General features: G+C 70.6%; 31 protein-coding genes, 1 tRNA gene and 2 pseudogenes. 6 read left to right on the top strand and 28 right to left on the bottom strand.

The window, feature by feature from the left end; genetic code table 11:
- Positions 1–13 precede the first annotated feature (13 nt).
- The 17 genes and pseudogenes from K4G22_RS14910 to K4G22_RS14830 form a co-directional block, all read right to left on the bottom strand.
- Positions 14–157 carry a hypothetical protein gene (locus K4G22_RS14910; protein WP_228080719.1) on the bottom strand — a complete coding sequence of 48 codons (144 nt, stop codon included), beginning with the start codon at positions 155–157 and terminating at the stop codon, positions 14–16.
- Between the two features lie 102 nt (positions 158–259).
- Complete coding sequence (locus K4G22_RS14905) at positions 260–730, bottom strand: AAA family ATPase (RefSeq protein ID WP_228080718.1); 471 nt, start codon at positions 728–730, stop codon at positions 260–262.
- Between the two features lie 11 nt (positions 731–741).
- Positions 742–1,188, bottom strand: a complete 447-nt coding sequence (locus K4G22_RS14900; protein WP_228080717.1) for an NUDIX domain-containing protein — start codon at positions 1,186–1,188, stop codon at positions 742–744.
- Positions 1,189–1,197: 9 nt separating this feature from the next.
- Positions 1,198–1,725: a hypothetical protein gene (locus K4G22_RS14895; RefSeq protein ID WP_228080716.1), complete on the bottom strand. Its 528-nt coding sequence runs from the start codon at positions 1,723–1,725 to the stop codon at positions 1,198–1,200.
- Between the two features lie 169 nt (positions 1,726–1,894).
- Positions 1,895–4,006 (bottom strand): type IV secretion system DNA-binding domain-containing protein, encoded by a 2,112-nt coding sequence (locus K4G22_RS14890; RefSeq protein WP_228080715.1) that lies wholly within the window; start codon positions 4,004–4,006, stop codon positions 1,895–1,897.
- 84 nt (positions 4,007–4,090) lie between these two features.
- Complete coding sequence (locus K4G22_RS14885) at positions 4,091–5,080, bottom strand: hypothetical protein (RefSeq protein ID WP_228080714.1); 990 nt, start codon at positions 5,078–5,080, stop codon at positions 4,091–4,093.
- Positions 5,081–5,712: 632 nt separating this feature from the next.
- On the bottom strand, positions 5,713–6,165 hold the full coding sequence (locus K4G22_RS14880) for a DUF3307 domain-containing protein (protein WP_228080713.1): 453 nt from the start codon (positions 6,163–6,165) through the stop codon (positions 5,713–5,715).
- 37 nt (positions 6,166–6,202) lie between these two features.
- A pseudogene (locus K4G22_RS14875) lies at positions 6,203–6,532 on the bottom strand (RRQRL motif-containing zinc-binding protein); the annotation flags it as partial.
- 16 nt (positions 6,533–6,548) lie between these two features.
- The gene (locus tag K4G22_RS14870; RefSeq protein WP_228084296.1) at positions 6,549–6,707 is read right to left on the bottom strand and encodes a hypothetical protein; all 159 of its coding nucleotides are present in this window, start codon (positions 6,705–6,707) and stop codon (positions 6,549–6,551) included.
- Between the two features lie 507 nt (positions 6,708–7,214).
- Positions 7,215–7,583: pseudogene (locus K4G22_RS14865) on the bottom strand (DNA cytosine methyltransferase); the annotation flags it as partial.
- A gap of 65 nt (positions 7,584–7,648) precedes the next feature.
- Positions 7,649–8,629: a DUF2637 domain-containing protein gene (locus tag K4G22_RS14860; protein WP_228080712.1), complete on the bottom strand. Its 981-nt coding sequence runs from the start codon at positions 8,627–8,629 to the stop codon at positions 7,649–7,651.
- Positions 8,622–9,185 carry a hypothetical protein gene (locus K4G22_RS14855; protein ID WP_228080711.1) on the bottom strand — a complete coding sequence of 188 codons (564 nt, stop codon included), beginning with the start codon at positions 9,183–9,185 and terminating at the stop codon, positions 8,622–8,624. The genes K4G22_RS14860 and K4G22_RS14855 overlap by 8 nt, the downstream gene beginning before the upstream one ends.
- Positions 9,182–9,574, bottom strand: coding sequence for a hypothetical protein (locus K4G22_RS14850; RefSeq protein ID WP_228080710.1), 393 nt, complete (start codon positions 9,572–9,574; stop codon positions 9,182–9,184). Before K4G22_RS14850 ends, K4G22_RS14855 begins: the two co-directional genes overlap by 4 nt.
- Positions 9,571–9,828, bottom strand: coding sequence for a hypothetical protein (locus K4G22_RS14845; RefSeq protein WP_228080709.1), 258 nt, complete (start codon positions 9,826–9,828; stop codon positions 9,571–9,573). Before K4G22_RS14845 ends, K4G22_RS14850 begins: the two co-directional genes overlap by 4 nt.
- Positions 9,829–9,959: 131 nt before the next feature.
- Positions 9,960–10,184: a hypothetical protein gene (locus tag K4G22_RS14840; protein WP_228080708.1), complete on the bottom strand. Its 225-nt coding sequence runs from the start codon at positions 10,182–10,184 to the stop codon at positions 9,960–9,962.
- A 113-nt stretch (positions 10,185–10,297) separates the two neighbouring features.
- Positions 10,298–10,747 (bottom strand): hypothetical protein, encoded by a 450-nt coding sequence (locus tag K4G22_RS14835; RefSeq protein ID WP_228080707.1) that lies wholly within the window; start codon positions 10,745–10,747, stop codon positions 10,298–10,300.
- Positions 10,744–10,935, bottom strand: coding sequence for a hypothetical protein (locus tag K4G22_RS14830; RefSeq protein ID WP_228080706.1), 192 nt, complete (start codon positions 10,933–10,935; stop codon positions 10,744–10,746). Before K4G22_RS14830 ends, K4G22_RS14835 begins: the two co-directional genes overlap by 4 nt.
- 725 nt (positions 10,936–11,660) lie before the next feature.
- On the opposite strand from K4G22_RS14830, the gene K4G22_RS14825 reads away from it, so the two are divergent.
- The 4 genes from K4G22_RS14825 to K4G22_RS14810 all read left to right on the top strand — a co-directional run bounded on the left by K4G22_RS14825 (position 11,661) and on the right by K4G22_RS14810 (position 15,479).
- Complete coding sequence (locus tag K4G22_RS14825; RefSeq protein WP_228080705.1) at positions 11,661–12,500, top strand: GntR family transcriptional regulator; 840 nt, start codon at positions 11,661–11,663, stop codon at positions 12,498–12,500.
- A gap of 17 nt (positions 12,501–12,517) precedes the next feature.
- Entirely contained in the window at positions 12,518–13,174 is a 657-nt protein-coding gene (locus tag K4G22_RS14820; RefSeq protein WP_228080704.1) for an HAD family hydrolase, read from the top strand.
- 681 nt (positions 13,175–13,855) lie between these two features.
- Complete coding sequence (locus K4G22_RS14815) at positions 13,856–13,993, top strand: DLW-39 family protein (protein ID WP_170184714.1); 138 nt, start codon at positions 13,856–13,858, stop codon at positions 13,991–13,993.
- A 184-nt stretch (positions 13,994–14,177) separates the two neighbouring features.
- Positions 14,178–15,479 (top strand): hypothetical protein, encoded by a 1,302-nt coding sequence (locus K4G22_RS14810; RefSeq protein WP_228080703.1) that lies wholly within the window; start codon positions 14,178–14,180, stop codon positions 15,477–15,479.
- A 10-nt stretch (positions 15,480–15,489) separates the two neighbouring features.
- On the opposite strand, the gene K4G22_RS14805 is transcribed toward K4G22_RS14810, so the two are convergent.
- Both K4G22_RS14805 and K4G22_RS14800 read right to left on the bottom strand, forming a co-directional pair.
- Complete coding sequence (locus K4G22_RS14805) at positions 15,490–16,728, bottom strand: serine/threonine-protein kinase (RefSeq protein ID WP_228080702.1); 1,239 nt, start codon at positions 16,726–16,728, stop codon at positions 15,490–15,492.
- 77 nt (positions 16,729–16,805) lie between these two features.
- The gene (locus tag K4G22_RS14800) at positions 16,806–17,366 is read right to left on the bottom strand and encodes a helix-turn-helix domain-containing protein (protein WP_228080701.1); all 561 of its coding nucleotides are present in this window, start codon (positions 17,364–17,366) and stop codon (positions 16,806–16,808) included.
- Between the two features lie 147 nt (positions 17,367–17,513).
- Here K4G22_RS14800 and K4G22_RS14795 point away from each other — a divergent pair.
- Positions 17,514–17,586, top strand: a tRNA-Ala gene (locus K4G22_RS14795).
- Between the two features lie 221 nt (positions 17,587–17,807).
- On the opposite strand, the gene K4G22_RS14790 is transcribed toward K4G22_RS14795, so the two are convergent.
- A complete protein-coding gene (locus K4G22_RS14790; RefSeq protein WP_228080700.1) occupies positions 17,808–19,265 on the bottom strand; it encodes a DEAD/DEAH box helicase in 1,458 nt (485 codons plus the stop codon).
- Between the two features lie 275 nt (positions 19,266–19,540).
- Positions 19,541–19,750: a cold-shock protein gene (locus K4G22_RS14785; RefSeq protein ID WP_228080699.1), complete on the bottom strand. Its 210-nt coding sequence runs from the start codon at positions 19,748–19,750 to the stop codon at positions 19,541–19,543.
- On the opposite strand from K4G22_RS14785, the gene K4G22_RS14780 reads away from it, so the two are divergent.
- Positions 19,749–20,027: a hypothetical protein gene (locus K4G22_RS14780; protein ID WP_228080698.1), complete on the top strand. Its 279-nt coding sequence runs from the start codon at positions 19,749–19,751 to the stop codon at positions 20,025–20,027. The two genes, K4G22_RS14785 and K4G22_RS14780, sit on opposite strands and share 2 nt — an antisense overlap.
- Before the next feature lie 51 nt (positions 20,028–20,078).
- On the opposite strand, the gene trhA is transcribed toward K4G22_RS14780, so the two are convergent.
- The 7 genes from trhA to K4G22_RS14745 all read right to left on the bottom strand — a co-directional run bounded on the left by trhA (position 20,079) and on the right by K4G22_RS14745 (position 26,435).
- Positions 20,079–20,840, bottom strand: coding sequence for a PAQR family membrane homeostasis protein TrhA (gene trhA, locus K4G22_RS14775; RefSeq protein WP_425336687.1), 762 nt, complete (start codon positions 20,838–20,840; stop codon positions 20,079–20,081).
- Entirely contained in the window at positions 20,837–21,169 is a 333-nt protein-coding gene (locus K4G22_RS14770) for a helix-turn-helix domain-containing protein (protein WP_228080697.1), read from the bottom strand. The genes trhA and K4G22_RS14770 overlap by 4 nt, the downstream gene beginning before the upstream one ends.
- Before the next feature lie 1,036 nt (positions 21,170–22,205).
- Complete coding sequence (locus K4G22_RS14765; RefSeq protein ID WP_228084088.1) at positions 22,206–23,051, bottom strand: SAM-dependent methyltransferase; 846 nt, start codon at positions 23,049–23,051, stop codon at positions 22,206–22,208.
- Positions 23,052–23,077: 26 nt separating this feature from the next.
- Positions 23,078–23,719, bottom strand: a complete 642-nt coding sequence (locus K4G22_RS14760; protein ID WP_228080696.1) for a cysteine hydrolase family protein — start codon at positions 23,717–23,719, stop codon at positions 23,078–23,080.
- 4 nt (positions 23,720–23,723) lie between these two features.
- On the bottom strand, positions 23,724–24,803 hold the full coding sequence (locus tag K4G22_RS14755; protein WP_228080695.1) for an isocitrate/isopropylmalate family dehydrogenase: 1,080 nt from the start codon (positions 24,801–24,803) through the stop codon (positions 23,724–23,726).
- Between the two features lie 70 nt (positions 24,804–24,873).
- On the bottom strand, positions 24,874–25,407 hold the full coding sequence (locus K4G22_RS14750) for an EF-hand domain-containing protein (protein WP_228080694.1): 534 nt from the start codon (positions 25,405–25,407) through the stop codon (positions 24,874–24,876).
- A gap of 287 nt (positions 25,408–25,694) precedes the next feature.
- Positions 25,695–26,435 carry a class E sortase gene (locus tag K4G22_RS14745; RefSeq protein WP_228084087.1) on the bottom strand — a complete coding sequence of 247 codons (741 nt, stop codon included), beginning with the start codon at positions 26,433–26,435 and terminating at the stop codon, positions 25,695–25,697.
- Positions 26,436–26,452: the final 17 nt, after the last annotated feature.

Raw genomic sequence — 26,452 nt, 5'->3', positions numbered from 1 at the left:
CCGCCCCGGGGTGTCAGTACGACTCGGAGACGCAGCAGTCGCAGCGGCCGTCGCAGGGCATGGCGTCGTCGTACTCGCGCTGCTCGCAGTCGGGGCAGCCGCAGTAAGTGAAGGTGCCGTCGAGAAACTCGGCGAAGCACTCGAAGTCGTCGTCCACGGTGGCCTTTCAGTCGTTCGGGCCCGGTCTGTCCGGTCCCCCGCCCGACCCCGACGCGCCGCCCCTTGCACAGGCAGTCCATCGAGGTCGGACGGGCGTCCGTCAGACGCTGGTGAGCGCGTGGGAGTGCACCCGCTCGAACCCCTCGGTGGCCAGCTGGTTGGCGGTGGGGATGAGGGTGTGCTGGTGGGTCAGCACGTCGGCCGGTACCTGTCGGGTGCGGGCGGCGTTGCGCGTGCGGCAGTCCTTCAGTGGCACGTGGAAGAGCACGGCGACGGCCGGGCAGCGGTAGTAGCGGGCCCGGGCCAGCAGCCCGCGGCGCACGTGGCCCATCAGGTTGGTGGAGTCGACGATGCTGGTCAGTCCGCGTGCCATCCGGGCGTCCAGAAGAAGGTTCTGGATTTCGGCGGCGGGCGGGGTGGCGGATTGGTCGGTTTCATCGTCGGCGACCAGGCCCCGGAAGACATCGAGGCAGACCCGCCAGGTCGGCGGGTACTGGCTGGCGAAGGTGGACTTGCCGGCGGCGCTTGGGCCGACCAGTACGATCAGTTCGCCGGGTGTGATGTCGATCAACGAGCTTCCCCTCAGTGGTGGTTGATGGTGCGGTTGGCGCGGCCGGAGAGACCGCTGGCGGCGATGATGTGGTCGTGGTCGAAGGCCAGCGGCGGGAGCGCGTCGAGCGGCCACCAGGCGGCGCGACGGGCGTCGTCTCCGGCGGTGGCGATGGTGCCGACCGGGACCAGCGCGAGGTGGGCGACGGTGATGTACCGGCCGCGCGGGTCACGCCCGGGGGCGTCGAAGATGCCGACCTGGCTCAGGTCCGAAGCGTCGACGGTGACGCCGGTCTCCTCGGCCAGTTCGCGGACGGCGGCCTCAAGCGCGGTCTCCCCAGGGTCGACATGGCCGCCGGGCAGCGCCCACATGCCCACGAAGGGGTCCCAGCCTCGTTCGATCAGCAGGATGCGTCGGTCGGGCGTGACAGCCAGGACGTCAGCGGTGTAGCGGATGGTCTCGAAGGTCTCGATGGACACGGGTGCTCCTCAGCGGTTGTTGATGGTGCCGTTGGCCTTGCCGAACAGGCCGGTGGCGCTGATGTTTTGGGTGATGTGGGTGGTGGCCCGCTGCTCGCTCTCCCGGGCCTCACCGGCGGTGCTGGTCTTGCAGGTGGTGCGGATGAGGGCGACGGCGGCGGTGATGGAGCCGGTGGCGATGGCCAGGGCGATGGCGGCGGTCATCAGTCCTCCACTCGCGGTGGCGATGAGGCCGGAGCCGTAGCCGATGCCGGCGCCGGCCGCTCCGATCCCGGTGCCGCCGGCGGCGACCATCAGAGCGGTGTCTTTGGCGCGTCCCGACATACGTGTCTCGGTCGGGGCGGGCGCCGCCGGGGCCGTGGTGGGCACGTCGGGGGTGGTGCCGGTCTGTTGGATGAGGGCGGCCAGCAGGGCGAGTTGGTGGGGGGTGAGGTCGGCCCCGGGCCGGGGGTGCACCAGTGGCCCGGGGGCCGGGTTGGGGGTGTGGTGGTCGGTGCGGCGGAGGGTGTAGTGGGGCGGATCGGGGGTGGTGTTCATTGGGTCTCCAGCGGCGCGGGTCGCTTGTAACCCGGACTTGTCACTTCGCTTGTCCTCCGCTTGTCACTTGTTACTTGTCTGCCACTTGTCACCCGCAGGTCAGATGGGGGTTACAGGCGCCACAGCCCCTCTGAGGGGGCCTCTGTGGGACAAGTGACAAGCGGGCGCGTCAGTCCTGGTTCGGATCGTCGGATACGTGCGTCCGGTGGACGTAGCGGGCCTTGGTGCCTTCGCCGACCCGGACGATTTCACCGGCCTCCGCCCACTCCTTGAGCCAACGCTGGATCACCGGACGCCGGGTTCCGAAGTCGCCCTTGAGGGCCCGCTCCATAGCCGATGCCCCGGTACCGTTCGACCCGGCGGCGAGCACGAGTTGCAGCGCGGCTTGTTTCGCATCGGGTTGGTCGGTGTCTTGGTGGCCGGTGGTCCAGGTTGTGGGGTCTGACCAATCGGTGTCGTCGTCCTGGCCTTGCGCGCTGTTGGCTGTGCGGTCGGCGGTGGGGGCGTTGAACATGGCCTCCAGCTCGTCGGGGGTGGGGGTGTGGAGGGTGGGTTCGCGGGGGGTGTCCCAGTCGGCGGTGGCCGACCACTTCGGGCCCGACTTGCCCCCGCCGCCGGCCGGTCCGCTGTCGTTGCCGGCGGGGGTGGTGGCGGGCTGGCTCCACAAATGGCCGCAGCGGTCGAGGAGCCAGCGTTGGGTGTAGTCGGTGCCGGCCGCGTCCAGGGACGGCTTGTCGAGCTGGGGGCGGCGCGAGCTGGTGGCCGCGCATACCTCCTCGATCTGGCCGGGGGTGATGCGGGGTGCCCGGCCGCGGGCGGGAGCCTTGCCGTCGGTGCCGACCAGCAGGGAGCCGGGCCCGTCGAAGGATTCCTCAACGGACAGGGCCCGCCAGCCGAAGAGGTGCCCCAACTCGGCGTCCTCGGTCGCCCCAGTGGAGACGCGGTTGGACGCCATCTTGCGGACCATGGGATCCGGCAGCACATCCTGGGTGACGCGCAGAGCGGAAATCACCGCCCGGATGGCCATGGCGCGGGCGATCCGGATGACTTCCGCCACGCCGGCCAGGACCTTGGCGGCTTCGCGGGTGGCGGCGACTTCGGCGCCTTCGTCGACGATGATGACGATCTCCGGCAGCGTGGGGCCGACGGGGAGCTTGTCGTCGTCCTTGTCGCGCATGGCGTCCTGGTAGGCGACCTTGCGGGCCTTGGCGATCCGCACGGCGGCGGCCAGCATCTTCTTCGCCTCACCCACGGTGGAGGCGACCCAGTCCACGCCGGGGGCGGGGATGTCCGCGCTCGACCAGCGGCCCACACCTTCGTTGTTCTGTGCTTCGCGCCAGGCGTGCAGCCAGGGCAGACCGAGGGAGCCGCCGTTGAGGTCGATCACCCACACCAACGAGTCGTTGGTCTGGTTCAGGCGGGCGATCAGGGAGTGGAGCCAGTTGGTCTTGCCGGTGCCGGTGGTGCCGGTGACGATGGTGGACGCCTGCCTCAGGTCCAACTCCGCCTGCCCACCATCGGACAGGAGCGCGAGGGGCACGGGGTTGTTGATGGTGGTGACCTCGGCCATCTCTTCCACGGGGAAGGCAATCGCTTGCCCGGCCATCGACTTGGTGGTGACCTTGACCAGCGCCAGACGCCGGGTCACACCCTCGTGAACGGCCACCCCACATCCGCTGGGAAGGTCGAGGTCGGAGGCGAGCGCGGCGGTCCGGTCGCTGATGGCCTTGCGGGTGGTGCCGCCGGCCGGGAGCTTGACCTCGATGGTGTAGCCCATCCCGGTCGGCCACTGCTCGATGGCCACGATCTCCGCGCCCTCGATCCGACACACCCGCGCAAGGCGCTCGACCCACTCGACGGCCATCTGCCGCCGCGTGCCGATCCGCAACGCGGTGGCCCGGCGGGCCTGTTCGGTCGTCTCGTGCGCTCCGACCCCGGCACCGAGAGTGCCTGCCAGGGTGGCGCCGACGGCCAGGGAGCCGAGCGCGGTCATGGTCAGCGGCCCGTCCCCGGCCAACGCGGCGGACGACCAGGAGCCGGCTGCCAGGCAGCACACCGAGCGGAACGCGACGCCCGCATCGTTCATCCGGCGCCGCAGACCAGAGATGGCGGTGCCGACCGCGCCAGCCGCCCCGACGACGGCCGCCCAGGTTGGGGGCACTCCGGCGGAGTGGGCCAGGCTGGTGGTCACCAGCGTCCCGGCGGCGGCGTTGATGGTGCCCGAGAGCGCTCCGTGTCGCGCGGTCCAATCCACCGCCGGGCGCTTGTTGTTGCTGCTCAAGACGGTTTCCTTCCAAGAAGCGGGCGGCCCCCGGCGACGTGGTGTCGCCGGGGGCCGCCCAATAGTCCAGGTGGTGAGGTGGGGTTAGACGTTCCACTTCCGCTCGGCCTCGACACCGTTGCGCGGGTTGTCGATCCGCTCCAGATCGGCGGCGTGGGCCTTGCGGTAGACGGCCGGGACCTCCTCCAGCGCGGTGATCACCTTGGACATGGCCCGGTACCCGACGCCGATCTCCTCGACGACCACGCGCTCGACCGGCAGGTTCTCTGCCGACTTCTCCGCCAGCACCCGCACGGTCTCCTGGACCAGCCCCATCGCGATCGGCAGATCCTCGATCAGGGCCTGAAACTCGACCATCTTCTCCGGATCGAACGTGCGCGCGGCCTGAAGCATGACCTCAGCCGCATCCGACAGGCGCACGAACGTGGTCGTCTCGTCCATGGTCTTCTTCTCCTCACGCGTCCGCGTGTCATCGAGAACTTCGTCGTCCTGGTCATTGATCTTGCCGAGCACCACCCGCGCGAGCTTCCCGATCACGCCAGGCACCGCCCGCCCGCCCGGCTCGACGCGGGCCGGATCGTTGACCCGCTCACCCGGAACGCCCTGACCATCAAGGGCCGCGTCCCGGGCCGCCTTCGCGTCGCGGGCCTTGCCCATCAGCCGATCCCACACCGCCCGCGCCCGGCGCCAGGCCCGAATCGGGTGGAGCGGGTGCCGCAACCAGGAGGCCAGCCCCACCACCCCAGCCGCCACGCCCGCCGCGGTAGCGCGGGCCCGGTAGCGCAACTTCGAGGCGCGAAGCGCCTTGCGGCGAGCCTCAGCCACCGCATCCGCCGACGGCGGCTGACCGGTCTTCGGGTCCAGCCCCGCCTCCTCGCGGGCCTTCTCCCGCCCCTTCTTCTCCCGGGCCGCCTCATGCTGCGCGGCACGAACCTTCCGAGCCCTGTACCAGGAACCGAGCCCATCAACAGCCCGACCAGCGGCGGCACCCAGGCGCCGCCGCTGGTTCTGGCCCGGTCGCCAGTCACCTGTCCCCGTGCGGTGTTCGGAGCGGTTGGCCTTGGACAGGTCCACACCCGTACCGCCACCACGCGCCGACCGGCCGGGCGACCCGCTGCCGGTGCTGCCGTGGTGAGTGACGGGACTTGAACCCGTCACTCGCCCCCGACCGGAGGACCGCACCTCTTCCGGGCGGCGCATCCGGGGAAGCGCGCTGGACAGCATCGTCCTCGACCCCCCGCCCCCGCCCCACCGCGCGGGCTGAACACGACCGCCAGCACCGGTCGGCGTCTGCACGCGCCGACCATCCGCGCCGCGCAAGCGGCTCTCCCGCCACCGCAAGCGATCCGTCTTGGCCCGCGACCGCTCCCGGCGGCGGGCCACCCACATCGCGCCCGCCACCCCCGCCGTCGCGACCCCGGCCGCGACCAACCCAGCGGGCCCAGCCACCGCGACCGCCCCGGCGGCCACCCCGCCAGCAGCGTTCGCCCCGGCCGCCAACACAGGCCGCCCCGGCAACCCCTCAGGCTCACCCGAAGACGAAGCCGCGGGCTTCTCCTCATCCGGTGGAACCACGGGGGTTACCACCACTTCCGTCGTCGTATCCGTCATCCTGAACAAGTCCCTTCACTGGGACCCCAAAGGGGCAGCCCTGTGCCTCGCGAGCGAAGGCCGCCCCGTTGGGGAGATTGGGACTGCGCTGCTGGTCAGATCGTGACCAGCAGCGCAGCGGGGAACAGCCCCACGGTGAGGTGGAGCGCCTGGTCGACCAGCGGCATCCCACCCCGGTCCACAAAGCCCGACGATCCGGTGTGGGTCATCCACCACCGCACCGGCCACCGCCGATCGATCACGCTGTGGGTCACATGTACCCACCCAAGCGAGGTGGTCAGGCTGGCCACGGACAGCGGCAACCCGACCGCCCAGGCCAGCAGCGTCAGCACGGCCACCGTGGTGGCGGTGTGGGTGCCGGCGTGGAGTTGGTTGACGCCCCACCCGTGGTGGTGACGCCCCGGGCCCGACTCGCCGGTTTCGGTCTCGGGCTCGGTCCAGCCGGCCTTCCGGCCAGACTGGCGATCGGACTGGAACAGATAGTCCGCCGCGTGATGAGCCACGAACAGCCCAAGGAACGCAGCGGCGAACACCGAAAGATCAGACACGAGAACTCTCCAGACAGGGAGAAGAAGGAACCGCAGTTCAGGCGGCGACCGACCAACCGCCGCCCTGGTCGGCGCAGAGGTTGCACATGCCGATCGAGGTGGGGATGCAGTAGCCGCGGTCGCGCCCGCACTGCGGGCAGACGCGCCGCGCGGCCACCGCCGCTCCGATCGCCCGCCACATCGCTGGCGTCATCGGGCGCACGGGCTTGGCCAGGTCGATCCGGTAGAGGTAGGCGACCAGCGGCGGTCGGCCCCGCCGGCGGGGCCGCTCCACCTGCGCGACTGGGTCCTGACCGCCCGGCCGCAAACCGGCCGCGCGCAGCTGGCGGCGCGTGGCCAGTCCATCGGGTGCCAGGCGCCAGCGGTAGGTGGAATGGTGCCGCTCACGCTGCCGCCTCCCCGGCCGCGAGGTGTCGCGTGGCCAGGCCGTGGAGCGCGGTTTCGGCCTGTTGGGGGACGACGCCGTTGCCCAACAGGCGGAGTTGTTGGGTGCGGGTGAGGCCGGGGACGTCGGTGACCCACCCCGAGGGGAGTCCCATCATCCACTCGACCATGTGTGGGTTCAGCCGTCCTCGATGGTCAGTTGCCCAGGGGGCACGGCGGCCCGTGACCGCTTCCCAGCGCGCGATGGCCGGGGCGAACCGGCCCCAACACTGCGGGCCGCGTCCGTCAGCGTCTCCCCATGCCCCCAGTCCGGATTCGCTCCGCTGCTGCTCTTCGCGTCCGTGGCTGTGGGCGTCGGCAACAGCGCGCCGGCCAGGGTCGGGTTCCCGCGTGGGAAGGTCGGCGAGGTGCGGTCGGCGTCGGCCGCCATCGGTGTGGGCAGCAGGTTGACCACCACCTCGTTCAGCGGGCGGGCGTTCGTGCCGATCAGGTTCGAGCGGCCCGAGCGCCAGTCCCGCGCAGCCGGCGTCGGCAGTAGGGAGACTGCTGTGCGCAGGTCCGGTCCACCGGTGCCGTGCGTCCCGGTCCCGTTGGTGTCCGAGGTGCGGGGCGTCGGCAGCAGTGGCGAGGACGAACAGCCTCTTGCGGCGGTGCGCCGCGCCGACATCGGACGCTGCCGTAACGTCCCATTCCGCATCGAACCCGAGACCGGCAAGGTCGGCGAGCACTCGGTCGAAGCCCCGTCGAAGGTGGCCCGAGACGTTCTCAAAGACCCCGAACTGGGGTCGTAGAACGCGAAGGGCACCAGCGATCCAGGGCCAGATGTGCCGCTCATCAGCAGTCCCTCTCCTCGAGCCGGCGTCGGAGAACGGCTGGCAGGGATAGCCACCGCACACCACATCCACCGGCTCGACGTCCGCCCAGTCCACCGACCTGATGTCACCCAGGTTGGGCACCCCCGGGAACTGCGCCGCGAGAACCGCGGCTGCCCCCGGATCGGGATCGGCCACCCACGCCACCCGGCCTCCGAACACCCGGGCCACGGCCACATCCAGCCCGCCGTAACCCGAACACACCGACCCGACCCGCAACGGGGCACTCACACCCCCACCCCCTGCTTCAGGTCGGCGTAGAGTCCGGTGACCCAGCCGGTTGACCAGCCGCACAGGTCGGCGGCCTGCCGGATGGACAACCCGGCCTCGAACGCAGCGGCCACGGTCTCTCGCGCAAGCGGCTTCTCTTGCTGCTCGGCAGCCGGGCCAGCGGCCAGCAACTCAGCACGACGCTGGGCTGCCCGCTCCTGTTCGGCGCGGGCAGCGGCTTCCTTCCGCGCGCGCTCGGCAGCCTGCTGAGCCTCACGCTCGCGCTCGGCCTGTTCACGGGCCTGGTCCGCCTGTTCACGGGTCTGGCGTTCGTGTTCACGCTCCCGCGCCTGGTGTTCAAGCCGGAGGCGTTCTTGTTCACGCTCGTGCTCGGCCTGTTCACGGGCCAGCGTGGCGGCGTGCTCCCGCTCGTCCCGAGCAAGGCGCGCCTCGTGCTCCCGCCGCTCTCGTTCGCGGCGTTCCTCGCGGTCGGCGGCGGCCTCGCGGTCGGCGCGCTCACGCTGTTCACGATCGTGGGCGGCCTGTTCACGGCGCTCCCGCTCGGCCTGTTCCCGGGCCTCTCGGGCGGTGACAGCGGCGGTCAGGGCGCGGCGGTAGGCCAGGCTCGCCTCACTGGAGACGATCAACAGCAGCGGCGCGACGGCATGGACCGCCACCCCGACCGGATCGCTCTTCAAGGCGCTGCCGGCAGTGTTCAGCCCGAGGGTCATCAGCCCGGTCATCCACCGCAACAGCACAGGCCAGCCACCCGCCTTGCCCCCGACACGGGCCAGCGCCGCGTCCAGCCGAACCACGATGACCACGGCCGCGTCCACCACGATCGGCAGGATCGGTGCCGTCCACTCCCAGCCGTCCGGGGTCACCCCACGAACCAGCGGCGTGACCGTGAGGACGGAGTAGACGACGGCGCCGAACACGATCAACCACGTGCCCGTGGACAGAACCCGGTCCGCCTGGCGCAGGGTCTTTTCATCCATCGACCGCACCCCCGCGAACACCCTCGGGGGCGCCGTGAACACCCGGGCCGGTGTCGTGAACAGCAGCCAGCCGCTCGTGAACACCGTTCAGGAGACCGTGAACAGCCACCCGTCGCATGCTCCACCCGGTCGGCGATCCGTTCGCCGGGCCCGGCGTCCAAGCTCCCCAGTTGCCGGGTGAGGCGGGGGCGGTCGGGTCGTTCTCCGCCGCCGCGCGGGCCGCGTGCTCGGTCGCGTGAACGCTGTGTAGGCGCCCGTCGTGGAACGTCAGATAGACGGTCAGCGACATGGTCTCCAGCTCGCCGAACTTCGCGATCAAGTCGGCGACCTGATCGCGAAGGCGCTTCGCGTCGTGCTCGGCGACGTCGGCACGGAACCCCTCAGCGTCGGCCTTCGCCTCAGCCGCCCGCACGGTCTCGCCAGCCGCCGCGAGATCGGCCAGGTACCGGGTCAACGCCCGGTCTGCATTGGTGCTGGCCCGCACCTCCCGCTGTCGCGCTGCGGCAAGCTGCTCTTCGACCGCCCGCAGACGGGCGGCCCTCACAATCCGAATCACCGGGAACCTCCCTCGGCGGCGTCCAGCTCGGCCAGACGCGCCAGCAGTTCCTCGCGCTCCGAGGGCTCCGGCAGCCACGCCGTCACGCGCACCGGGACGCCGGTGTGCGTGGTATGCAGCGTCGTCATCCGCGTCCGCTCGCCACCGGCGGAGACCACCGCGCTGGCGGACTGGTCGCGCCGCAGCTCGCCGCCCAGCAATCGCTCGGCCGCCGACAGCAGCGTCGGCCCGTCGCCGCCCAAGTGGGTGACGCGCAGCCCCGGGGTGCCCAGCGTCCGGCCCACGTTCCACGACACAGCCGTCGGGTCGTCCACGCCCGGCACGTCGGCCAGCAGGTCCATCAACTCGCCCATCACGGCGTGCAGCCCGCGCATCGTCAACTCGCTCATCGGGTCACCGCCCGCACGATCTCGGGCATGGCCAGGTACTCAGCGATGGCCAGCGCGGTCAGCCGCGCGACCGGCCCGGCCAACTCCGGGTCGTCGGCGAGGATGTCAGCCGCGGCGTCCAGCCGCGCGGCCCGCTCCTCCTCGCTCTCACCCTCGCTGCCGAGCCACAGCTCCGGGTCGGTACCCAGACCGATGGCCAACTCAGTCATCTCGTACTCGGTGGCGATCTCCTGATCGCCGATGAAACTCCGCATGAGTCGTCCTCTATTTTGTTGGTGGCTGGGGCGGCTGGTTGCTTGTGTGGGCATGCCGCCGCTCCAGGAAGTGGAAGAGCCCCGACCGGCGTTGGCGCGTCGGTCGGGGCAGTACGAGCTGGCTACGGCCGTCAGACCGTGACCGGCTCAAGGGAGAAGAAGAGGGGCGTCGCCCGCGCCATCTCGGGGCGCTCCTTGGCGACCTCGTCCCGCAAGTAGACGAAGACGTCCATCCGCCGCGTCCCCGGCTGGACCGAGACCTCACCGACCCAACTGCCCTGAAGGCGGTTGGGCAGTTCCAGCGACAGGATGTAGAAGTGCGTCATCGGCTGCGGGGTGTTGCTGTCGTTCGGCACGCTGTCTCCTCAGCGTCACACCAGACCCGAATGGCCCGGCTCCCCGTCACCGCCCCTCTGTCGTCCCGTGGCGTGGTCGGGACGACAGACGGGCGGATCAGGCAACCGGACAGTCAGGCCAGGCAGCGCGCGGCAACCTGCCGCAGCCGGGTGTGGGCCTCACGGGCCCGCTGACCAGCCGCCTCAACCTGGCCGACGGGAGCGTCCCCGAGAGCCACAGCGGCATCCCGAGCCGCCTGAGCGGTGGCCAACACCTCGGTATCGGTGGTGAGCATGTGCAGACGATCCAGCGCGCCCGTCATCCGGGTACGCGCCGCGTACCGGGCCTCACGAGCCTCCCGACTGTCCGAGACACCACCCGCCCGATCGGCGATCTTCAACCACTGCTGCTCACGATGACCGACGATCGCGCCGTGCAACTCGACCAACGCGTCCAGCAGCGCGGCCCGATGCTCAGCCGCCCGCTGACGCCGATCCACTCGGGCGCTGGTCACGTACGCCAGCACCCCGGTCAGGCCAGAGCCGGCCAGCGTGCCCAGCACTGCCACGATGGCGGCGGTCATGACCCACCCCCGGTGCCGGACTGGGCGGTGTTCTGCGCGGCCAGCGACGACGCGTTCCTGTACGCGGCCTGGTAATGGTGCAGGGACGGCGCGGACGGGTGACCCGGGGTCGAGGAGATCTCCCCGATCCTGTCGGCCAACCCGTCAGCGCGGGTCTGCTCAGCCTGGGCGAGATGCTCGTTACTCACCGGCCACCGCCCCTCTGAGTGGTGACCGCCGCCCCGGCCCGCCCGTGACGCCGCAAATCGGCCTCCGCCTTGCGGCGGGCCTCCTCGGCGCGCTTCGAGGCCTCGGCCGCATTCTGCACACTCTCCGGCGTACCCGACGCCGGCGCACTACGATCCATACGGATCGCCCTCCTATAACTGGTAGGCGGGTTGATCAGCCGGACGGGAGGTGCAACTCCCGTCCGGCACATATGCGTTGGGGCCTGGTGCCCCTCGCGCCCCACCACCAAGCCCTCCCGTAGGCGGCGGGGTGGTGAGGCACAAGCAGCTCAGGCATCTGCGGGTTCGTGTGGCCCGAGGTGACGCGTTCGGCTTCGCGACCTGCGCTGGTCCTGCTCAGGTGCGCGCCGCGGGTCTTCGTCGGCGGATCATCGGGGGCTCCTATCAGTTCGGCGGGCAAGCGAATGTGCACTGCAAGGGGGACCGTGTCCCCACTCTCCGGCCGTTGCTCGCGGTCACCGGGCCACCTCGCCAGTACGGGCCGAAACCCTGTTTCACCTGGCCTTTAGCGGGATTGCAGCGTCCCCGCCCTCAGCTCCAGAGCAGCCCAAATAAGGCCCTCCGGCCGCTCCTTGCTTTCGCTCGGTGCGACATGACCAACGTACTCATCCATCCTAGGAAGGTCAACCAGGCTGGGAAGGATGGCCGTCCTGGGGTTCGTGGGGATGCCGTCGTACGATGGCGGGATGAGCCTCGATCCTGATGACACCCGGCCGGCGTTTCAGCAGGTCAGCAGCAAGCTGCGGGCCGCCATCCTGACGCGGGAGTACGAGCCGGGGGACAAGCTCCCGTCCAACCCCGAACTGGTGAAGCACTTCGGGGTTGCCAAGGCGACGATCCAGCGCGCGCTCGATCAGCTCCGTGACGATGGGCTGATCGTGAGTAGGAAGGGGAAGGGGTCGTTCGTCCGGCAGCGGACGGAGCGGCCTATCGGTCTCCGGCCGCATTTGGAGGCGGCCTTCGAGGAGCCTCAGGTCAGCGTCGACTTCGCCGGCTTCTCCAGCGAGACGCTGCACAGCGCGATCCAGGAGCCGCTCGACAAGGTTCGCTCCGGCCGGCTCACTCCGCAGTCCATCGCCGTCCGGCTGCTGTTGCCCGACAGCTCATCCCCCATGGCGGTGCCGGTGCTGGTGGACGGGTTGCGGGATGATGCCGACCTACGGGCGCGGGCCGGTCGGATCGGTCAGACCAACGCCGGCGGAATCAAGCACTCCGTGGAGGTGCTCGCGGAGCTGGGCCTTGTCCAGTCGGCCAAGGTGGAGATCCGCCTCTTCCGGGCTTCGCCGCTGTTCAAGCTCTACATCCTCAACGACGAGGAAGTCTTCTTCGGGTACTACCCCCTGCGCCAGCGGACGATGGACGTCAACGGGGAGAAGGAGTTCTTCGACATCACCGGCAAGGACACCACGCTGTTCCATCACTCGGCCGGGCCGGACGAATCGTCGATCGGCTCGCAGTACGTGAGCCAGTCCCGCCGGTGGTTCGACAGCGCCTGGGAAAGCATCGCGTTCGAGAGCACGCCATGAGAGAAGACCTAGGCCCCGTGCTGACCGGGGTGACGCATGTCCTACTCGACTTCGACGGGCCGGTCTGTTCGGTCTTCGCCGGCCTCTCTGCCGGGGAGGTGGCCGACCGGATGCGGGAGCGGCTCGCTGCCGACGGTCACCTAGTCGCGGAGGTATGGCGAAAAGAGGGCGATCCGTTGGCACTGCTCAGTCGGATTGCCCAGGAACGCCCCGAGCTGGCGGCGGATGCCGACGCCGTGCTGACCGAGCTGGAATCTGAGGCGGTTTGGCAGGCGCGACCCAACCCGGATATCGAGGCAATGCTCAAGGCGTGCTCCGCCTCGGGCCGGTCGGTGGTCGTCGTCAGCAACAACGCGGGTCGGGCCATCACCAGCTACCTGGAACGGGCGGGACTGGCGAGCCAGATTCGAGGGGTAGTCGGCCGGGTGCCTGGGGAGCCGACATCCATGAAGCCGTCGCCCCGCCTGCTTCTGGACGCCATGGGCGACGCGTCCCCGGCGGCGTGCGTCTTCATTGGGGACGCCGCACGGGACGTGGAGGCCGGCGACGCGGCCGGGGTGCCGACCATCGGCTATGCCAACAAGCCGGGGAAGGACAAGAAGCTCACCGATGCCGGGGCTGTCGTGGTGGTGCCGTCGATCGCGGAGATCACGGACGCTCTGAACGCGGTCTGACGCCAGTTGACGCCACCGTTTGACGCCAACACCGGCGCACACCGAAAGACGACGGCGCACACGAGATTCAAAGGGGCGCGGCCCCAGCCACGGCTCAGCTGGGAGTCCGCTCACCTGCGATTGACCTGATAAGGATGAGGCCACAGGTTCAAGTCCTGTTAGCCCCACCAGCGTGAACGGCCCCGGTCCTGATGGACCGGGGCCGTTTGACATCACTCCTTGACATCGACGATCGCCTTCCGTTCCCGGTGAGTTGGCCGGCACCGTGCCGCGGGCCCCCGCCGGGACGGGACGCGCCGTTCGCGGCCGGTGCCTGGGCTAGAAGGCCACCGTCCGGTCCTCGCTCCCCGAGTACGGGCCGCACCCATCAGAGCGCGGACCTCACGGCCACTTTCGCGCAGCGCTCCAACGTCTCGGGGGCATCGCGTACGGGGATGCCGTTCACGCGCTTCCGGGTCGTTCCTGGTTCGTTCCGGTCGGGGTGGTCGAGTCGGTTTCTGGAGCTGCGGAGTGGACCGTCGAGCTCTTGACCAGGGGGTTCGCGGGGGTGGGGCGGGGAGTGCTGGGGCGTGTTGGCGGGGGTGGCGGTGCTCGGGGGCCCAAGCCCCTTGTGCTAGGACACAATTGGGTATCATCGGGCGCCAGAGGTCCGATCACGTTGAAGAAGGACGAGGTAGCGCGGTGAAGAAGCTCCTCCTGGTCGCGGTGGCCGCCATTGGCGGACTCCTTGTCTACCGTCAGATCCAAGCGGACAAGGCCGAGCAGGATCTGTGGACGGAGGCGACCGACTCCGTGCCGGCCGGCTCCACGGGCGCCTGACGCCCCAACCACGGACTCCGAAGGACACATCAGTCGCCTCCGGGCCCCTGTCGCCTGGCGGCGCGGGGGCCCGGAGGCGTTGTAGCGAGAACGTGACGCCCCCCGCTGTCCGGGTGCGACCGCGAACTCGTACCGTGCTGAACAACGCAGGGGCACGAGTGCGGGACGGCCAGGAGAGTGTGCGATGGGAAAGATGAGCGCCGGCGCTGGAGTTGTGGCGTTGACCTGCTCGATGGCGCTGTTGGGAGCCGCCCCCGCGTTCGCGGAGACGCCCGACCCCCGTACCTACGCCCCGGCCGCTGACGGGCTTCCCGTCGAGGGCACGGCGAGCAGCGCCGACGCGCCCGCCATCGAGGCGGGCAACGTCTACACCGACGAGATATCCCCCGGTGAGACGCTGCACTACGCCCTCGCCCTGGACAGCGGCTCCAGCGCCTATGTGACCACGGTCGCCGCCCCCGACCGGGGTTCGCCGGTGGCGTTCGACGACGAGCTGCGGGTGGAGCTGCTCACCACCGGCAACGAGAGCTGTTCGTCCGGCACCGCCGACTTCGACTTCGGGCTTGGCTATCTGGCCAGGCCGATCGCCGCCAGTGCGGGCCGGACGGTCGCCCAGGGCGCCGAGTGCCAGCGCGCGGGCAGCTATCTCTACACGGTGACCAGGACGGCCGGCTCCGACCCCGAGGACTGGCCCATCGAGCTGCGGTTCTCCCAGGAACCGACGCTGGCCGCGCTGCCGGAGGCGGCGCCGCCGGCGGAGAGCTGGGAGACCGAGCCGCCCAGCCCGCCCACCGGCCAGGCCACCAGGGTGCGGGGCGGCACCGGCTTCAACGACGCCCAGCCCATCGGCGAGGGTGTCTGGCGCGACGACATCCGCGCCGGTGAGAGCCTGGTCTACCGGGTGCCGGTCGACTGGGGGCAACAGCTGGCGCTCGACCTGGAGCTGGGCAACGCCACCGGCGGCGACGAGTCCGTGTCCGCCAGGGGCGATGTGGGCCTGGAGATCTTCAACCCGGCGGCGGTGCGCGTCTTCCCGCCCGGTACCGAGGGATACCGGGGCGAGCAGCTCAGCGTCTCCGGCATCGCGCCCGGCGTGCACTACGGCAACCGTTTCGAGGACGATATCGAGGCCTTCGGGGTCGCCGGTTGGCACTATCTGATGGTCACCCTGGGACCTGAGGTCGGCGAGATCACGCCGGACCCCATCGGGTTGACGCTGCGCCTCTCGCTCCTCGGGGAGCGCCAGGGCGGGCCCTCGTACGAATCCGACCCGGTCGAGGCCGGCTTCGGAGTCAGCCAGGACGACATCGAACAGGCCGCCGATGGGCTGACGGACGAGGAGGTCGCCGCCCAACGGGCCAGCGACGACAAGCGGGCGCGCGGCTATCTGGCCATCGGGGCCGGGGCGGCGCTGGGCGTCGGCATCGGCGCCTGGTACCTCATCGGCTGGCGCCGAGCGGTCAGCGCGGCGGGCCCGCAGCCCTGAGCCCGGCCGCTCAGGCGGTCAGCAGGGACCAGAAGCCGTAGCCGAAGCAGATCGCGGCCACCAGCAGCACCGGGATCGCCACCAGGCGCGGCGGCCCCGGGCCGCGCCGCACCGGCATGGAGCCCGTGGTGCTGAACGGGGAGGCGGCGGGGGAGAGAGTCGTCAGCGAGCGCGTCGCGGGGGAGGCCCCCGCCGCGCTCGTCGGCTGCTCGCCCAGCGGCCTTCCGCCGCCCGGAGCGGCGCCGGCGCCCGTCCCCGGGAGAGGGCCCGCCTGGGCGGGCCGCGGTCGTGGGGTGGGCGGCGCCAGCCGGTAGCTGCCGGTCTCGGACGGGTCGTCGACCGCGGCCCGGCCCTCGTCGCCGGCGTCCGAACGCGGGCCAGCGGGGCCGTATCCGGGCGGCAGCGGGCCCAACTGGTCGAAGACCTCGACGACCTCCTTCTCCAGGGTGGAGTCGGGCAGCAGCTCGGCGGCGGCCAGCAGGGCCTTGCGGACCCCGGTCGCCGAACGGAACCGCGCGGTGGGCGACGGCTGCAACAGTGTGCCCAGCACCTGCCACAGCGGCGCCGGCACGCCCTCGGGCGCGGCCGGCATCCCCGACTCGGCGAACCCTTCCAGCAGCGCCTGGGAGTCGGGCTTGGCTCCCGTCAACAGATAGAGGCCCACCAGGCCCACGGCGTACAGATCGGCAGGGAAGTCCGGCTCCGCGCCCTCAAGCTGTTCGGGCGCGAAGTAACCTGGCGTGCCGACCACGTAGTTGGTCTCGGTGAGGCGTGGCTCACCCTTCCGCATCGAGATGCCGAAGTCGGAGAGCCGCAGATGCGGGCGCCCCGCGCCCGTCGTCTCCAGCAGGATGTTGGCCGGCTTGATGTCCCGGTGCACCACCCCTTCGTCGTGCACCGCCTGGAGCCCGGCGAGTAGTTGGTCCAGCAGCACACAGACCACGCTGGGCGGCAGGGGACCGTAGTCCCCGATCAGATGCGACAGCGACCCCCCGGTCATGAGGTCCATGGTGAAGAGGACCTTGTCGTCGTCCGCCGCCCAGCTGGCCGGGGCCAGCACATGGGGGTGATCGATGCGCAGCGCCTGCTCCCGGACGAAGCGCAACAGCGTGTGGGCATCGGACTGTTGGAGCACCTTGGCCGCGACATAGCGCTGGCGGCGGTGGTCCCAGGCGCGCCAGACCGCGCCCACGCCACCTCTTCCTATCGGGTCAACCAGCTCGTACCGACCCGCGAAGATCTCACCCATCGCGCTCTGTCCGCCCTTGTGATCGCTTCTCTGTCCGTGCGCCCGCGCCCGCTGTCAACCGTCGCTGCCCGCTCGGGTCAGCCCTGGTGGCTCTCATAGTGCTCGATGGCCTCGCGGGTGCGCGCGACGCCGTACACCCGGAGGAACTCCGCGAGTTCCGGATGGCTGTCGGCGAGCAACCGGGACGCGCTCTGGATCTCCGCCGCGTCCGAGACCGAACGCAACAGGGACTGGATCTCCCGGACCACCCGCTTGCTCGGGTTGGCCGGCACCGAGGCCGAACCCGACCTGGCGGTCGTCGACGCCGGGCTCAGCACGTTGCCGCCGGCGGTCCTGCGGATGTCGTCCATCGCGCCCGTGGCCTCGGCGGCGCTGATCCTGCCGCCCCGCACCTCGGCGGCGAGATCCTGTAGAGCACGCACCCGTTGCACCACCGCCGGGTTGCCGATCTTCGCGCGCTGTCCGCTCATCAGCTGGGACAGCATCGGTGCCGACAGCCCCAGCACGCCGGCGAGCCGGGCCTGGTTGAGCCCGAGATCGGTGATCAGCCGCCGAAAGAGCGTCCCCAGGGGTTCGCCATACCAGGTCGTCTGTTGCTCCCTGGCCTTCTCGGTTGACTCTTGTTGGACCGCGTCCATCGTGTGTCTCCCCTGTCTCCCCTGATCGCTTCACGTGAGCGAAGTTGCGCGTCATCCTACGGAGAGAGCCTTCCCCGGTGCGATACCCGGTCGGCCTCACCGGAGAAGATTGGGTAATCTTGGCCCTGGCCTTCATCGAGGCCACGCGGGGCCTTAGCTCAGTTGGTAGAGCGCCGTCTTTGCATGGCGGATGTCAGGAGTTCGACTCTCCTAGGCTCCACATCTTCAGATCCCCCCTGACCTGCGGAAACGCCGGTCAGGGGGGATCTTCGCGCGCAGGGGGTGGCCGATCGGTTGCCGTGGATCCACCCGGCCGAACCGTGTGGGGCCTTCCGCCGGTTCCGCCGACCAGGCGTCGGGCCGCACATCACCGCCCGCCGGCAACACCGGGAAGTAGCCGTTTGACCAGCGGAGTTAGCAACTGGCAACCGGACAGAGGCCTTAGGCCGCCGCGGCGACGGTGGAGCGTCGCTGGGTCGCCCGCCGGGTGGCCGAGGCGGGGCCGCGTCGGCTGCGGGAGGTCGCGCCGCGCTTGCGGCGCTCGGACACCGGTGCGGTGATCGTCACGGGGATGCCGGAGGGGGCCCGGGCACCGGTGATCCGGCTGAGGGCCTCCTCGCCGGAGCGGACGCGCGTGGTCCGGGGGACGATGCCCGCCGCCGTCATCAGGCGGACCATGCCGCGGCGTTGGTCGGGGGTGATCAGGGTGACGACGCTGCCGGACTCGCCGGCCCGCGCGGTGCGACCGCCTCGGTGGAGGTAGTCCTTGTGGTCCGTCGGCGGGTCGACGTTGACCACGAGGTCGAGGTCGTCGATATGGATGCCGCGCGCCGCGACGTTCGTGGCGACGAGCACGGTGACATGCCCGGTCTTGAACTGGGCGAGGGTTCTGGTGCGCTGCGGCTGCGACTTCCCGCCGTGCAGGGCGGCGGCCCGGACCCCGCTGTTCAGCAGGTCCCGGGTCAGCCGGTCGACGGCACGCTTGGTGTCCAGGAACATGATCACCCGGCCCTCGCGCGCGGCGATCTCGGTCGTCGTCCGCTGCTTGTCGGTGCCGTGGACATGCAGGACGTGGTGCTCCATCGTCGTGACCGCGCCCGCGGACGGGTCGACGGAGTGGACGACCGGGTCGGTGAGGTAGCGGCGGACCAGAAGGTCGACGTTGCGGTCGAGGGTGGCGGAGAACAGCATCCGCTGGCCCTCGGGGCGGACTTGGTCCAGAAGGGCGGTGACCTGGGGCATGAAGCCCATGTCGGTCATCTGGTCGGCCTCGTCCAGCACGGTGATCGCGACCCGGTCGAGGCGGCAGTCGCCCCGGTCGATGAGGTCCTTGAGGCGGCCGGGGGTGGCGACGACGACTTCGGTGCCGCCGCGCAGCGCACTGGCCTGCCGGCCGATGGACATGCCTCCCACGACGGTGGCCAGGCGCAGCTTCACCGAGCGGGCGTAGGGGGTGAGCGCGTCCGTCACCTGCTGGGCGAGCTCGCGCGTCGGCACGAGGACCAGGGCGAGTGGCTGACGGGGCTCGGCGCGCTGTCCGGTGGTGCGGGCCAGCATGGCCAGGCCGAAGGCGAGGGTCTTGCCGGAACCGGTGCGCCCCCGGCCGAGGACGTCACGGCCCGCGAGGGTGTTCGGCAGCGTCGCGCCCTGGATCGGGAACGGGACGTGTACTCCCTGCCTGGTGAGCGTGGCCAGCAGCGGCTCGGGCAGGTCGAGGTCGGCGAACGCCTCGACGGTGGGCAGCGCGGGAGTGGTGCTCCTCGGCTGGGCGAACTCGCCCTGGAGCGCCGTGGGCCGGCGGCCCTGGCCGCCCGGGCGGCTCGGCCTCCCGGAACGCCTGGGGGCGGACGAGCCGAAGCGGCTGCGGGAGGTGCGGTCATTCGTGCGTGTGGAATTCAATGGAGAACCTTCCTCGATACGGCGCGTACCAAGGAATTCTCGCAGCGGAAGACCAGCGCGGCGAATCACAGGAACGGGCCGAACAGAATGTGTTACGGGTATGGGCGGTGAAAAGGATCACGCCATGGGAGGTGAAACAAAGAACGGATGTGGATACGGGGATTTCCGTATTCCTGGAGGATCAGCTGCGGGTTTTCCCCGGAAGAGATCTCGGGGAATTCCCACAGCAGGGGCCCGCACCCCGAGGGATAAGGACCCCAGCTGCGAAGCGCGCGTCAGCGTGAGACCGGAACGATGTTCTCGGCCATCGGACCCTTGGGGCCCGACGCGATGTCGAAGGTGACCTTCTGCCCTTCGAGCAGCTCGTGCAAGCCCTGTGCGGCGATGTTCGAGAAGTGGGCGAACACATCGGCGCCGCCGCCGTCCTGCTCGATGAAGCCGAAGCCCCTGGCCGGGTTGAACCACTTCACAGTGCCGGACGCCATGTCGTATCTCCTCTTGGGGGCAGTACGCCGGCTATCCGCAATGCGCGGATACCGGGTCGCCGTGATGATGCCCCGCCCGGAGGATGACCGGAAATACAGAACGCTTCCCGCCGCTGAAGAGGCCGACGGGGCGTTGAATTTTTGGGAACCACAACTGCAACTGGCGTCGACAGTAGCACGCGGCAATGGCGTGCGTCCGGTTGATGATGGCACCTCGTCCGCGCCCGTGAAAAACACTTTCCACGCGGCACGTCAAACCCTCATCCAGCGGTTATAGATATTGCTACGTCGGGAGCGGGCGATTCGGGGGCGGCCGGGCCGTCCCCGGTCAGGTGGCTACCAGGAGGATGGCCGCGTAGTGGGAGGTGGAGGCGGCGATGGTGAGGGCGTGGAAGACCTCGTGGAAGCCGAACCAGCTCGGTGAGGGATCGGGGCGCTTGAGCCCGTAGACGACGGCGCCGGCGGTGTAGAACAGGCCGCCGGCGATCATGAGCACGACCACGGTGGCGCCGCCGGCGCGGGCGAAGTCGGGTAGGTAGAAGATGGCCGCCCAGCCCAGGGCGATGTAGGACAGGGTGTAGAGCCAGCGCGGGGCGCTGATCCACCAGACGCGGAAGGCGATGCCGGCCACGGCCCCGCCCCAGACCAGGGAGAGCAGCACCTGCTGCTGTCCGGTGGGCAACAGCGACACGGTCAGCGGGGTGTAGGTGCCGGCGATGATCAGAAAGATGTTCGCGTGGTCCAGCCGCCGCAGGACGGCCTCGCCGCGTGGGCCCCATGTTCCTCGGTGGTACAGCGCGCTGGTGCCGAAGAGCAGGCAGGCCGACAGCGCGTACAGGGAGCAGGCCGCCACCGCCGCCGCCGAGGGCGCGAGGGCGATCAGGACAATGCCGCCGACCAGCGCGAGGGGGAACACCCCGGCGTGCAGCCAGCCCCGCATCCTCGGCTTCAGCACCGCGCCTGCCCGCTCCAGCCCGTCTTCCAGGGCGGCGCCTGTCAACCGGGCCGTCGGGTCGGCGGCGGGCGTGCGCTCACCCGCGGAATCGCGGGGAACGGGAGGCTCGGCGTACTGCCGTGAGCCGCGGGTCATGTGTCGGTCGTGGGCTGGGACGCTTCGCGGTGGTGTTCGGCGTTGATGCGTCGGGCTTCTTCGAGTTGGTCTTCGAGGATGATGATGCGGCAGGCGGCCTCGATGGGGGTGCCCTGGTCGACGAGCTCCCGGGCTCGGGCGGCGATGCGCAGTTGGTAGCGGGAGTAGCGGCGGTGGCCGCCCTGGGACCGTAGCGGGGTGATCAGGCGGGCTTCGCCGATGGCGCGGAGGAAGCCCTGGGTGGTTCCGAGCATTTCGGCCGCCCGGCCCATCGTGTAGGCGGGGTAGTCGTCGTCATCGAGACGGTCGAACGAGTCGTTTGCTGTCATCGCACCTCTCTGTGGAACGCGTCAGGGGGTCCTGGTGCCATCTGGCACCAGGACCCCGAAGGAACTGCTATACCATCTGCCGGCCTTACCGCTGCGCCGGCCTTCTGTATCCGCAGACCCGACCGAGAAGCTGTCGGGGGTGCGGGGATCGCGGTTGCTTGACCGGAGACCACCTCACTGTCGATGTCCTGCGGTACCCGGGTTCTGGACCTCCACCCGGGCGATCCTGATGGTGCCTGGCTCCTCCGTTACTTCCCTCTGAGACGAATCATTGCCTACTGCTGGTACCGCTCTCCTGCGTACCGCTGTCGAACCTCCCGGTGCGCGCGTCCGCAGCCGACGCCTTCACCGAGGTGCTGCTCACTGACTTCGCTGCTGGGTACTGCGAACCGCACCTACCGCTGCCGCACGGACTGCGGCGGTGCTCACGGCGGCCCCTGAACACTGCGGGCCACCCGTTGCGGGAGTCAGCCCCGTCGCCTTCCTCTGACAGCCCTGGCTTCGGAACTCCACCCCCGCAGCGTCCTGCGAACTGCGACCGCGGTACCACTGCCCGGCAGTTCATCTCTGCCCGGCCTTGCTTGATCTCTGCGACAAGAGAAACCATAGCCACCCCACGACCCAATGTCTACTCCGGCCGGCATAGATTTCCCTGTGCTCGACGGTGAGGTAATCGGCCTCGCGTCACGGTGGAGGGGGGCAAACCGGATCAACTGGCAGACGACGCCCTAGCGGTGGGGCACGCCGCCACTCCTGCGTGAGTTCCTCAGGCGTGGAGCCGAGCGGGCTGGGGGCGCCGACGGCGGTGACCGGGACGGCCGCGCCGGCGGCCGTGGGATACCGCTGGGCGGCAGCCGGCGCAGCCGGGCCTCCTCGGCCGCCCACTCGGCGGCGGCCTGGCTTTCGAACGCACCGTCGAGCCCGACGGTGATGGAGCGGAGCATCGGAACGCCTCCCTGCGGCGGTGAGTCCTCCGCTCCGGCGTCCGCCCCGCTCGGGTCCCGGCAAATGGGCCGACCGGCCCCCTCCACCGGGCCTACCGTCGGTGGGCGAAGACCCAGCGGTTGCCGGCGAGGGCGTCCGGGGGCCGCGGCAGCGGGCCGCGGCCGTGTCGGTGGGTGAACTCGAACGGCGTGTGGACGCTCGGAATCCACCCCCGGTCGGCCAGGTCGCGGGCCGAGTCGGGACGGGGCTCGGCGTCGAAGAGGGCCAGCAGGTCGACGCCGATCCGGTCCCTGGCGGCGGCATATTCCGGGCTGGCCCTGACCTCGGCCGACTCGACCGTGAGCTTCGCCTCGTAGGCCAGGACGCTCCCGGCCGCGCTCAACCGGTCGACGGTGTCCATGAGTCGACGTTCGGTGGCGGCCGGGAGATAGAGGAGCAGCCCTTCGGCCAGCCAGGCGGTCGGCCGCGCCGGGTCGAAACCGGCCCTGGCCAGGGCCGCCTCCCAGGGCTCCCGCAGATCGGCCACCAGGCCCACCCGGGCCGCCGCTTCGGCGCCGCCGGGAGAGCCCGTCGGAAGCTCGGCCAACACCCGGCGTTTGAACGTCAGCACGGGGTCCCGGTCGATCTCGAAGACCACACATCCCGGCGGCCACGGCAGGCGCAGCGCCCGGGTGTCCAGGCCCGCGCCCAGCACCACCAGCTGACGGACGCCGGCCCCCGCGGCGTCGAGCAGGAAGTCGTCCATGACGCGGGTGCGCAGCCCGAAGTAGCGGCCCAGCCGTCCCCACAGCGGATCGGCCTCCCCCGCCGGCACCTCCCAGGGGCGCAACGGCCAGCCGGCGCACGCCGGTTCGGCGCGCACGAAGTGCTCCGCGTAGGGGTCGTCTGCCAGGGCGTCATGGCGGTGGGCCTCGATGGCCCGCGCCGCCGCGACCATCAGCGCGGTCCGCGCCACGCCCTGGGCTACGCCGGTGCTCCGGTCGGCTGTGTCCACTCCTCTCCCTCCCCGTTCGCCGGGGGGAGTGCCCGCCAGGAGGCGTCGGTGTGCGGCATCACGCGCGCCCCGTAGACCAGCGTCATAAAGCGCCACACCGCGTCGTTCGGCAGGTGCAGGCTGGTGGTGCAGTCGTTGAGCACCGTGATGGCGAATCCCTTCTGGAAGGCGGTGCGCGCGGTGGAGTCCACGCAGACGTCGGCGAACAGGCCGGCGAGGACGAGCCGTTGGACGCCGCGTTCCCGCAGATGCGGCTCGAAGCCCTCGCTGAGGAAGGCGTCGAAGCAGGCCAACTTGGTGAAGACCCGTTCCCCCGGCGCCGGCGCCACCCGGTGGAACGTGGCTCCCCAGGTGCCGTCGAGACATTTCGGGCGCTTGCCCAGCTCCCGGTCCCGGCGGCGCCAGGCGGCGCCCTGGTGGACCGGGTCGCCCAGGAAGCGGACGAAGACCACCTCGATCCCGGCGGCCCTGGCCTGCTCGACCGCCACCGCCGCGTTGTCGACCACCGCCGTCAGCGTGGCGGCGTCATGCCCGTAGCGGGCGGTGGCCGACGGGCCGGCGCAGAAGTCGTTCTGGAGGTCCACCACCACCAGCGCCGTCCCGCCGCCCATCCGCTCAGGCCCCCACCCTCGGCGCGGTCGCCGTGCGGAGCGGGAGCGCGGCGAGCAGGGCGGCGACCACCTCGCCTGTGGTGTGGTGCCCGCCCAGGTCGGGGGTGGCCACCCCCTGGGCGGTCACCTCGTCCAGGGCCCGTTCCACCGCGCCCACCGCACCCGCGCAGCCGGCGTGCCGTTCGGCGATCGCGGCGGCGGCCCTGATCGTCGCGATCGGATTGACGGTGTCGGTGCCCTCGATGTCGTCGGCGGAGCCGTGCACGGTCTGGTACTCGACCAACCCCGCGACATCCGGGTGGAGATGGACGTTCTCCGTGCAGCGGTTCTCCTGCCGCTCGGCGCCGAACCGGTCCAGCAGCACCACATGCATGATGTCGGCCCACTCGTTGCCCGCGATGACCACCGTGCGTCCCGAGAGGCCGTGCGCGATCAGGTTGCGGTTGACCGTGTCCGGCTGGAACAGGTCGATGGCCACCCCGTGCCGCGCCGAGGCCTCGGCCACCCAGCGGTCCAGGGCCCCGTCCAGGAGGTGGAACTTGTAGGCCATGGTGAGGCGTTCCACCGGCGTGTCCGGCCACTCCTGGCCGGCCCGCCGCAGGGCGAAGGCGATGATCGCGTCGGTGGTCTCGTGCCGGAACGTGGTGGTCCGGTGCAACACCCCGGGCGCGTGCTGGTTCTCGCCGGTGTAGAAGCCCTGGGCCTCGTCCCTGACCAGCAGCAGCGAGGCGCCCCGCCAGGTGAGGGTGTCCACCTTGACCGCGCACAGCCGCTGGCGGACGAGGTACAGCGACTGGGCGTTGATGGCCGTTCGGAAGACGACCCCGTCGCCCCGGGCCGCCAGATCCCGGCAGAACCGCTCGTAGTGCGCGGCGTCCTCCCGGCTGAGGTCCCTGATCCGCTCGATGCCGCCCTCCCGCAGGAGGGAGGCATAGGAGTGGTAGGTCCTGGGCGAGCGCTCGATCCGCACCTCTCTCGCATGGAGGCGGGCGAGGTGTCCCAGCACCTGCTCGAAGACGGCGGCTACCTCCTGGCCGGTGCCTCGACCGACTGCGAGCCCGACGACCGTGGTCCCGGAATCCATCCTGTTGTTCCCCTGTTCTGCCTGTCGCTGTCCGGGTCGGGACCGCACGGGTGCCACGGTCGTCCGATGTTCAGGCCTTCGCGCCGACCACCAGGAGGTCGCCCGGGATGCCCGCCTGGTCCGGGGCGTAGTAGTCCCGGATGGCGGTCTCCCAGGTGGCGACGGGGATCCGGTCGTCGGCCGAGGGGTCGAACGCTTCGAAGAGCGCGTCGATCCCGCTCCGCTCGAAGCCGATCGCGGTCATCAGCGCCACGAACTCGCCGCGCCCGACCAGCCCTTGGCCCTCCGGATCGCCCAGCACGCTCAGCGCCCTGGCGAACTCGCCGACCGTCTCGTCGAACCGCTCGGGGGAGAGCACACAGGCGGTGTACTCGTCGAAGTCGATCCGCCCGTCGCCGTCGGCGTCCAGGGCGTCGACCAGCGTCGTCCAGTACTGCCCGAACGCGGAGCGGATCGCGTCCCGGTCGGCCTCGGGGGAACGCGGCGCCGCCGCCGCCACCCGGTCCGCCATCAGCGTGAAGTCCACCTGCTCCAGGACTCCGTTGCCGTCCGCGTCGAGCAGGGAGAAGACCGTCCTGACCCGGCTGACCGCCTCTTCGCGCATAACACCGTCACCCTTCTGTGGGCCATGCGGGAGGGCATGGCGGGAACGAACGAGGGAACGCGTCGCCCCGTGCCCGAAAGCCCGGTACCGCCGCCCGACAACTATCGGGCGGGGCGGGGGTGTTGGGCGCGGCAAAGCGGGAGCACTCATCCGAACGAGGGATGTCGAGCCGAACAGACCCGGGCAGGAGCGGCAGCCGGGAACATCTCGTCCCGCGGTGGATCAGCGACGGGGCGCTCAAGGCCGGTCCCCGTCCACCCCGGAAGCGTGTCCGCCGCCGGTCCGCCTCAGTCCGCCGCGCGTAGTTCCTCCGGGGGCGTCCGCTGGGCGTTGATGTGCTCGGTGCGCTCCAACTCGCCCCAGACGATGTAGCGGTGGCGTGAGGTGTACACCGGGGTACAGGTGGTCAACGTGATGTAACGGCCGGCCTCGGTGGCGCCGGACTCCTCCGGGATGGGGTCGAGCACCTCGATGTTGTACTTGGAGGTCTCCGGCAGCACGGCGTACACGCGGTACACGTACCAGGTGTTCTTGGTCTCGAAGACGATCGGGTCGCCCTCTTCCATCCGTTGGATGTTGTGGAACTTCGCGCCATGGCCGTCGCGGTGGGCGGCGATGGAGAAGTTGCCCTCCTCGTCCCAGGGCATCGCCGACTCGACCGGGTCGTTGTAGTAGCCGGCCACGCCGCCGTTGAGGGTGTCGGGCTGGGTGCCCTCCTTGACCAGGATCTCGCTGCCGGTCATGGTCGGCGCGTGCAGGAAGCCGACGCCGTCCTCCGGGTCGAACTCAGCGGGCGGGGTGGTGTCGTCCCCCTCCTCGTCCTCGGGCTGGGCGGCCCAGCTCTCCCGGACGGCGTCGCTGTCCCTGGCGGCCTCCTGGTTGGCTATGACGTTGGTCCACCACAGCGAGTAGGCGACGAAGAGTCCGAGCACCACGCCCGCGGTGATCAGCAGCTCCCCGAAGAGGGAGACGGCGAACGCGATCCGCCGCCTGGCCCGACTCACCGGCACCGGCGCCGCGGCCTTCACGTCGGGCTCCTCGGGCT

Source organism: Streptomyces profundus, from assembly GCF_020740535.1.
Classification (GTDB): Bacteria; Actinomycetota; Actinomycetes; order Streptomycetales; family Streptomycetaceae; genus Streptomyces; species Streptomyces profundus.
This window is presented reverse-complemented; position numbering and strand designations above follow the sequence as displayed.

Coding starts and splice junctions, on each gene's coding strand:
- K4G22_RS14895 (WP_228080716.1), bottom strand. CDS start 1,725: ATGAACACCACCCCCGATCCGCCCCACTACACCCTCCGCCGCACCGAC.
- K4G22_RS14870 (WP_228084296.1), bottom strand. CDS start 6,707: ATGATGGGACTCCCCTCGGGGTGGGTCACCGACGTCCCCGGCCTCACC.
- K4G22_RS14860 (WP_228080712.1), bottom strand. CDS start 8,629: ATGGATGAAAAGACCCTGCGCCAGGCGGACCGGGTTCTGTCCACGGGC.
- K4G22_RS14850 (WP_228080710.1), bottom strand. CDS start 9,574: ATGAGCGAGTTGACGATGCGCGGGCTGCACGCCGTGATGGGCGAGTTG.
- K4G22_RS14845 (WP_228080709.1), bottom strand. CDS start 9,828: ATGCGGAGTTTCATCGGCGATCAGGAGATCGCCACCGAGTACGAGATG.
- K4G22_RS14835 (WP_228080707.1), bottom strand. CDS start 10,747: ATGACCGCCGCCATCGTGGCAGTGCTGGGCACGCTGGCCGGCTCTGGC.
- K4G22_RS14825 (WP_228080705.1), top strand. CDS start 11,661: ATGAGCCTCGATCCTGATGACACCCGGCCGGCGTTTCAGCAGGTCAGC.
- K4G22_RS14810 (WP_228080703.1), top strand. CDS start 14,178: ATGGGAAAGATGAGCGCCGGCGCTGGAGTTGTGGCGTTGACCTGCTCG.
- K4G22_RS14805 (WP_228080702.1), bottom strand. CDS start 16,728: ATGGGTGAGATCTTCGCGGGTCGGTACGAGCTGGTTGACCCGATAGGA.
- K4G22_RS14800 (WP_228080701.1), bottom strand. CDS start 17,366: ATGGACGCGGTCCAACAAGAGTCAACCGAGAAGGCCAGGGAGCAACAG.
- K4G22_RS14780 (WP_228080698.1), top strand. CDS start 19,749: ATGTCGTATCTCCTCTTGGGGGCAGTACGCCGGCTATCCGCAATGCGC.
- K4G22_RS14785 (WP_228080699.1), bottom strand. CDS start 19,750: ATGGCGTCCGGCACTGTGAAGTGGTTCAACCCGGCCAGGGGCTTCGGC.
- trhA (WP_425336687.1), bottom strand. CDS start 20,840: ATGACCCGCGGCTCACGGCAGTACGCCGAGCCTCCCGTTCCCCGCGAT.
- K4G22_RS14770 (WP_228080697.1), bottom strand. CDS start 21,169: ATGACAGCAAACGACTCGTTCGACCGTCTCGATGACGACGACTACCCC.
- K4G22_RS14765 (WP_228084088.1), bottom strand. CDS start 23,051: ATGGTCGCGGCGGCGCGGGCCATCGAGGCCCACCGCCATGACGCCCTG.
- K4G22_RS14760 (WP_228080696.1), bottom strand. CDS start 23,719: ATGGGCGGCGGGACGGCGCTGGTGGTGGTGGACCTCCAGAACGACTTC.
- K4G22_RS14755 (WP_228080695.1), bottom strand. CDS start 24,803: ATGGATTCCGGGACCACGGTCGTCGGGCTCGCAGTCGGTCGAGGCACC.
- K4G22_RS14750 (WP_228080694.1), bottom strand. CDS start 25,407: ATGCGCGAAGAGGCGGTCAGCCGGGTCAGGACGGTCTTCTCCCTGCTC.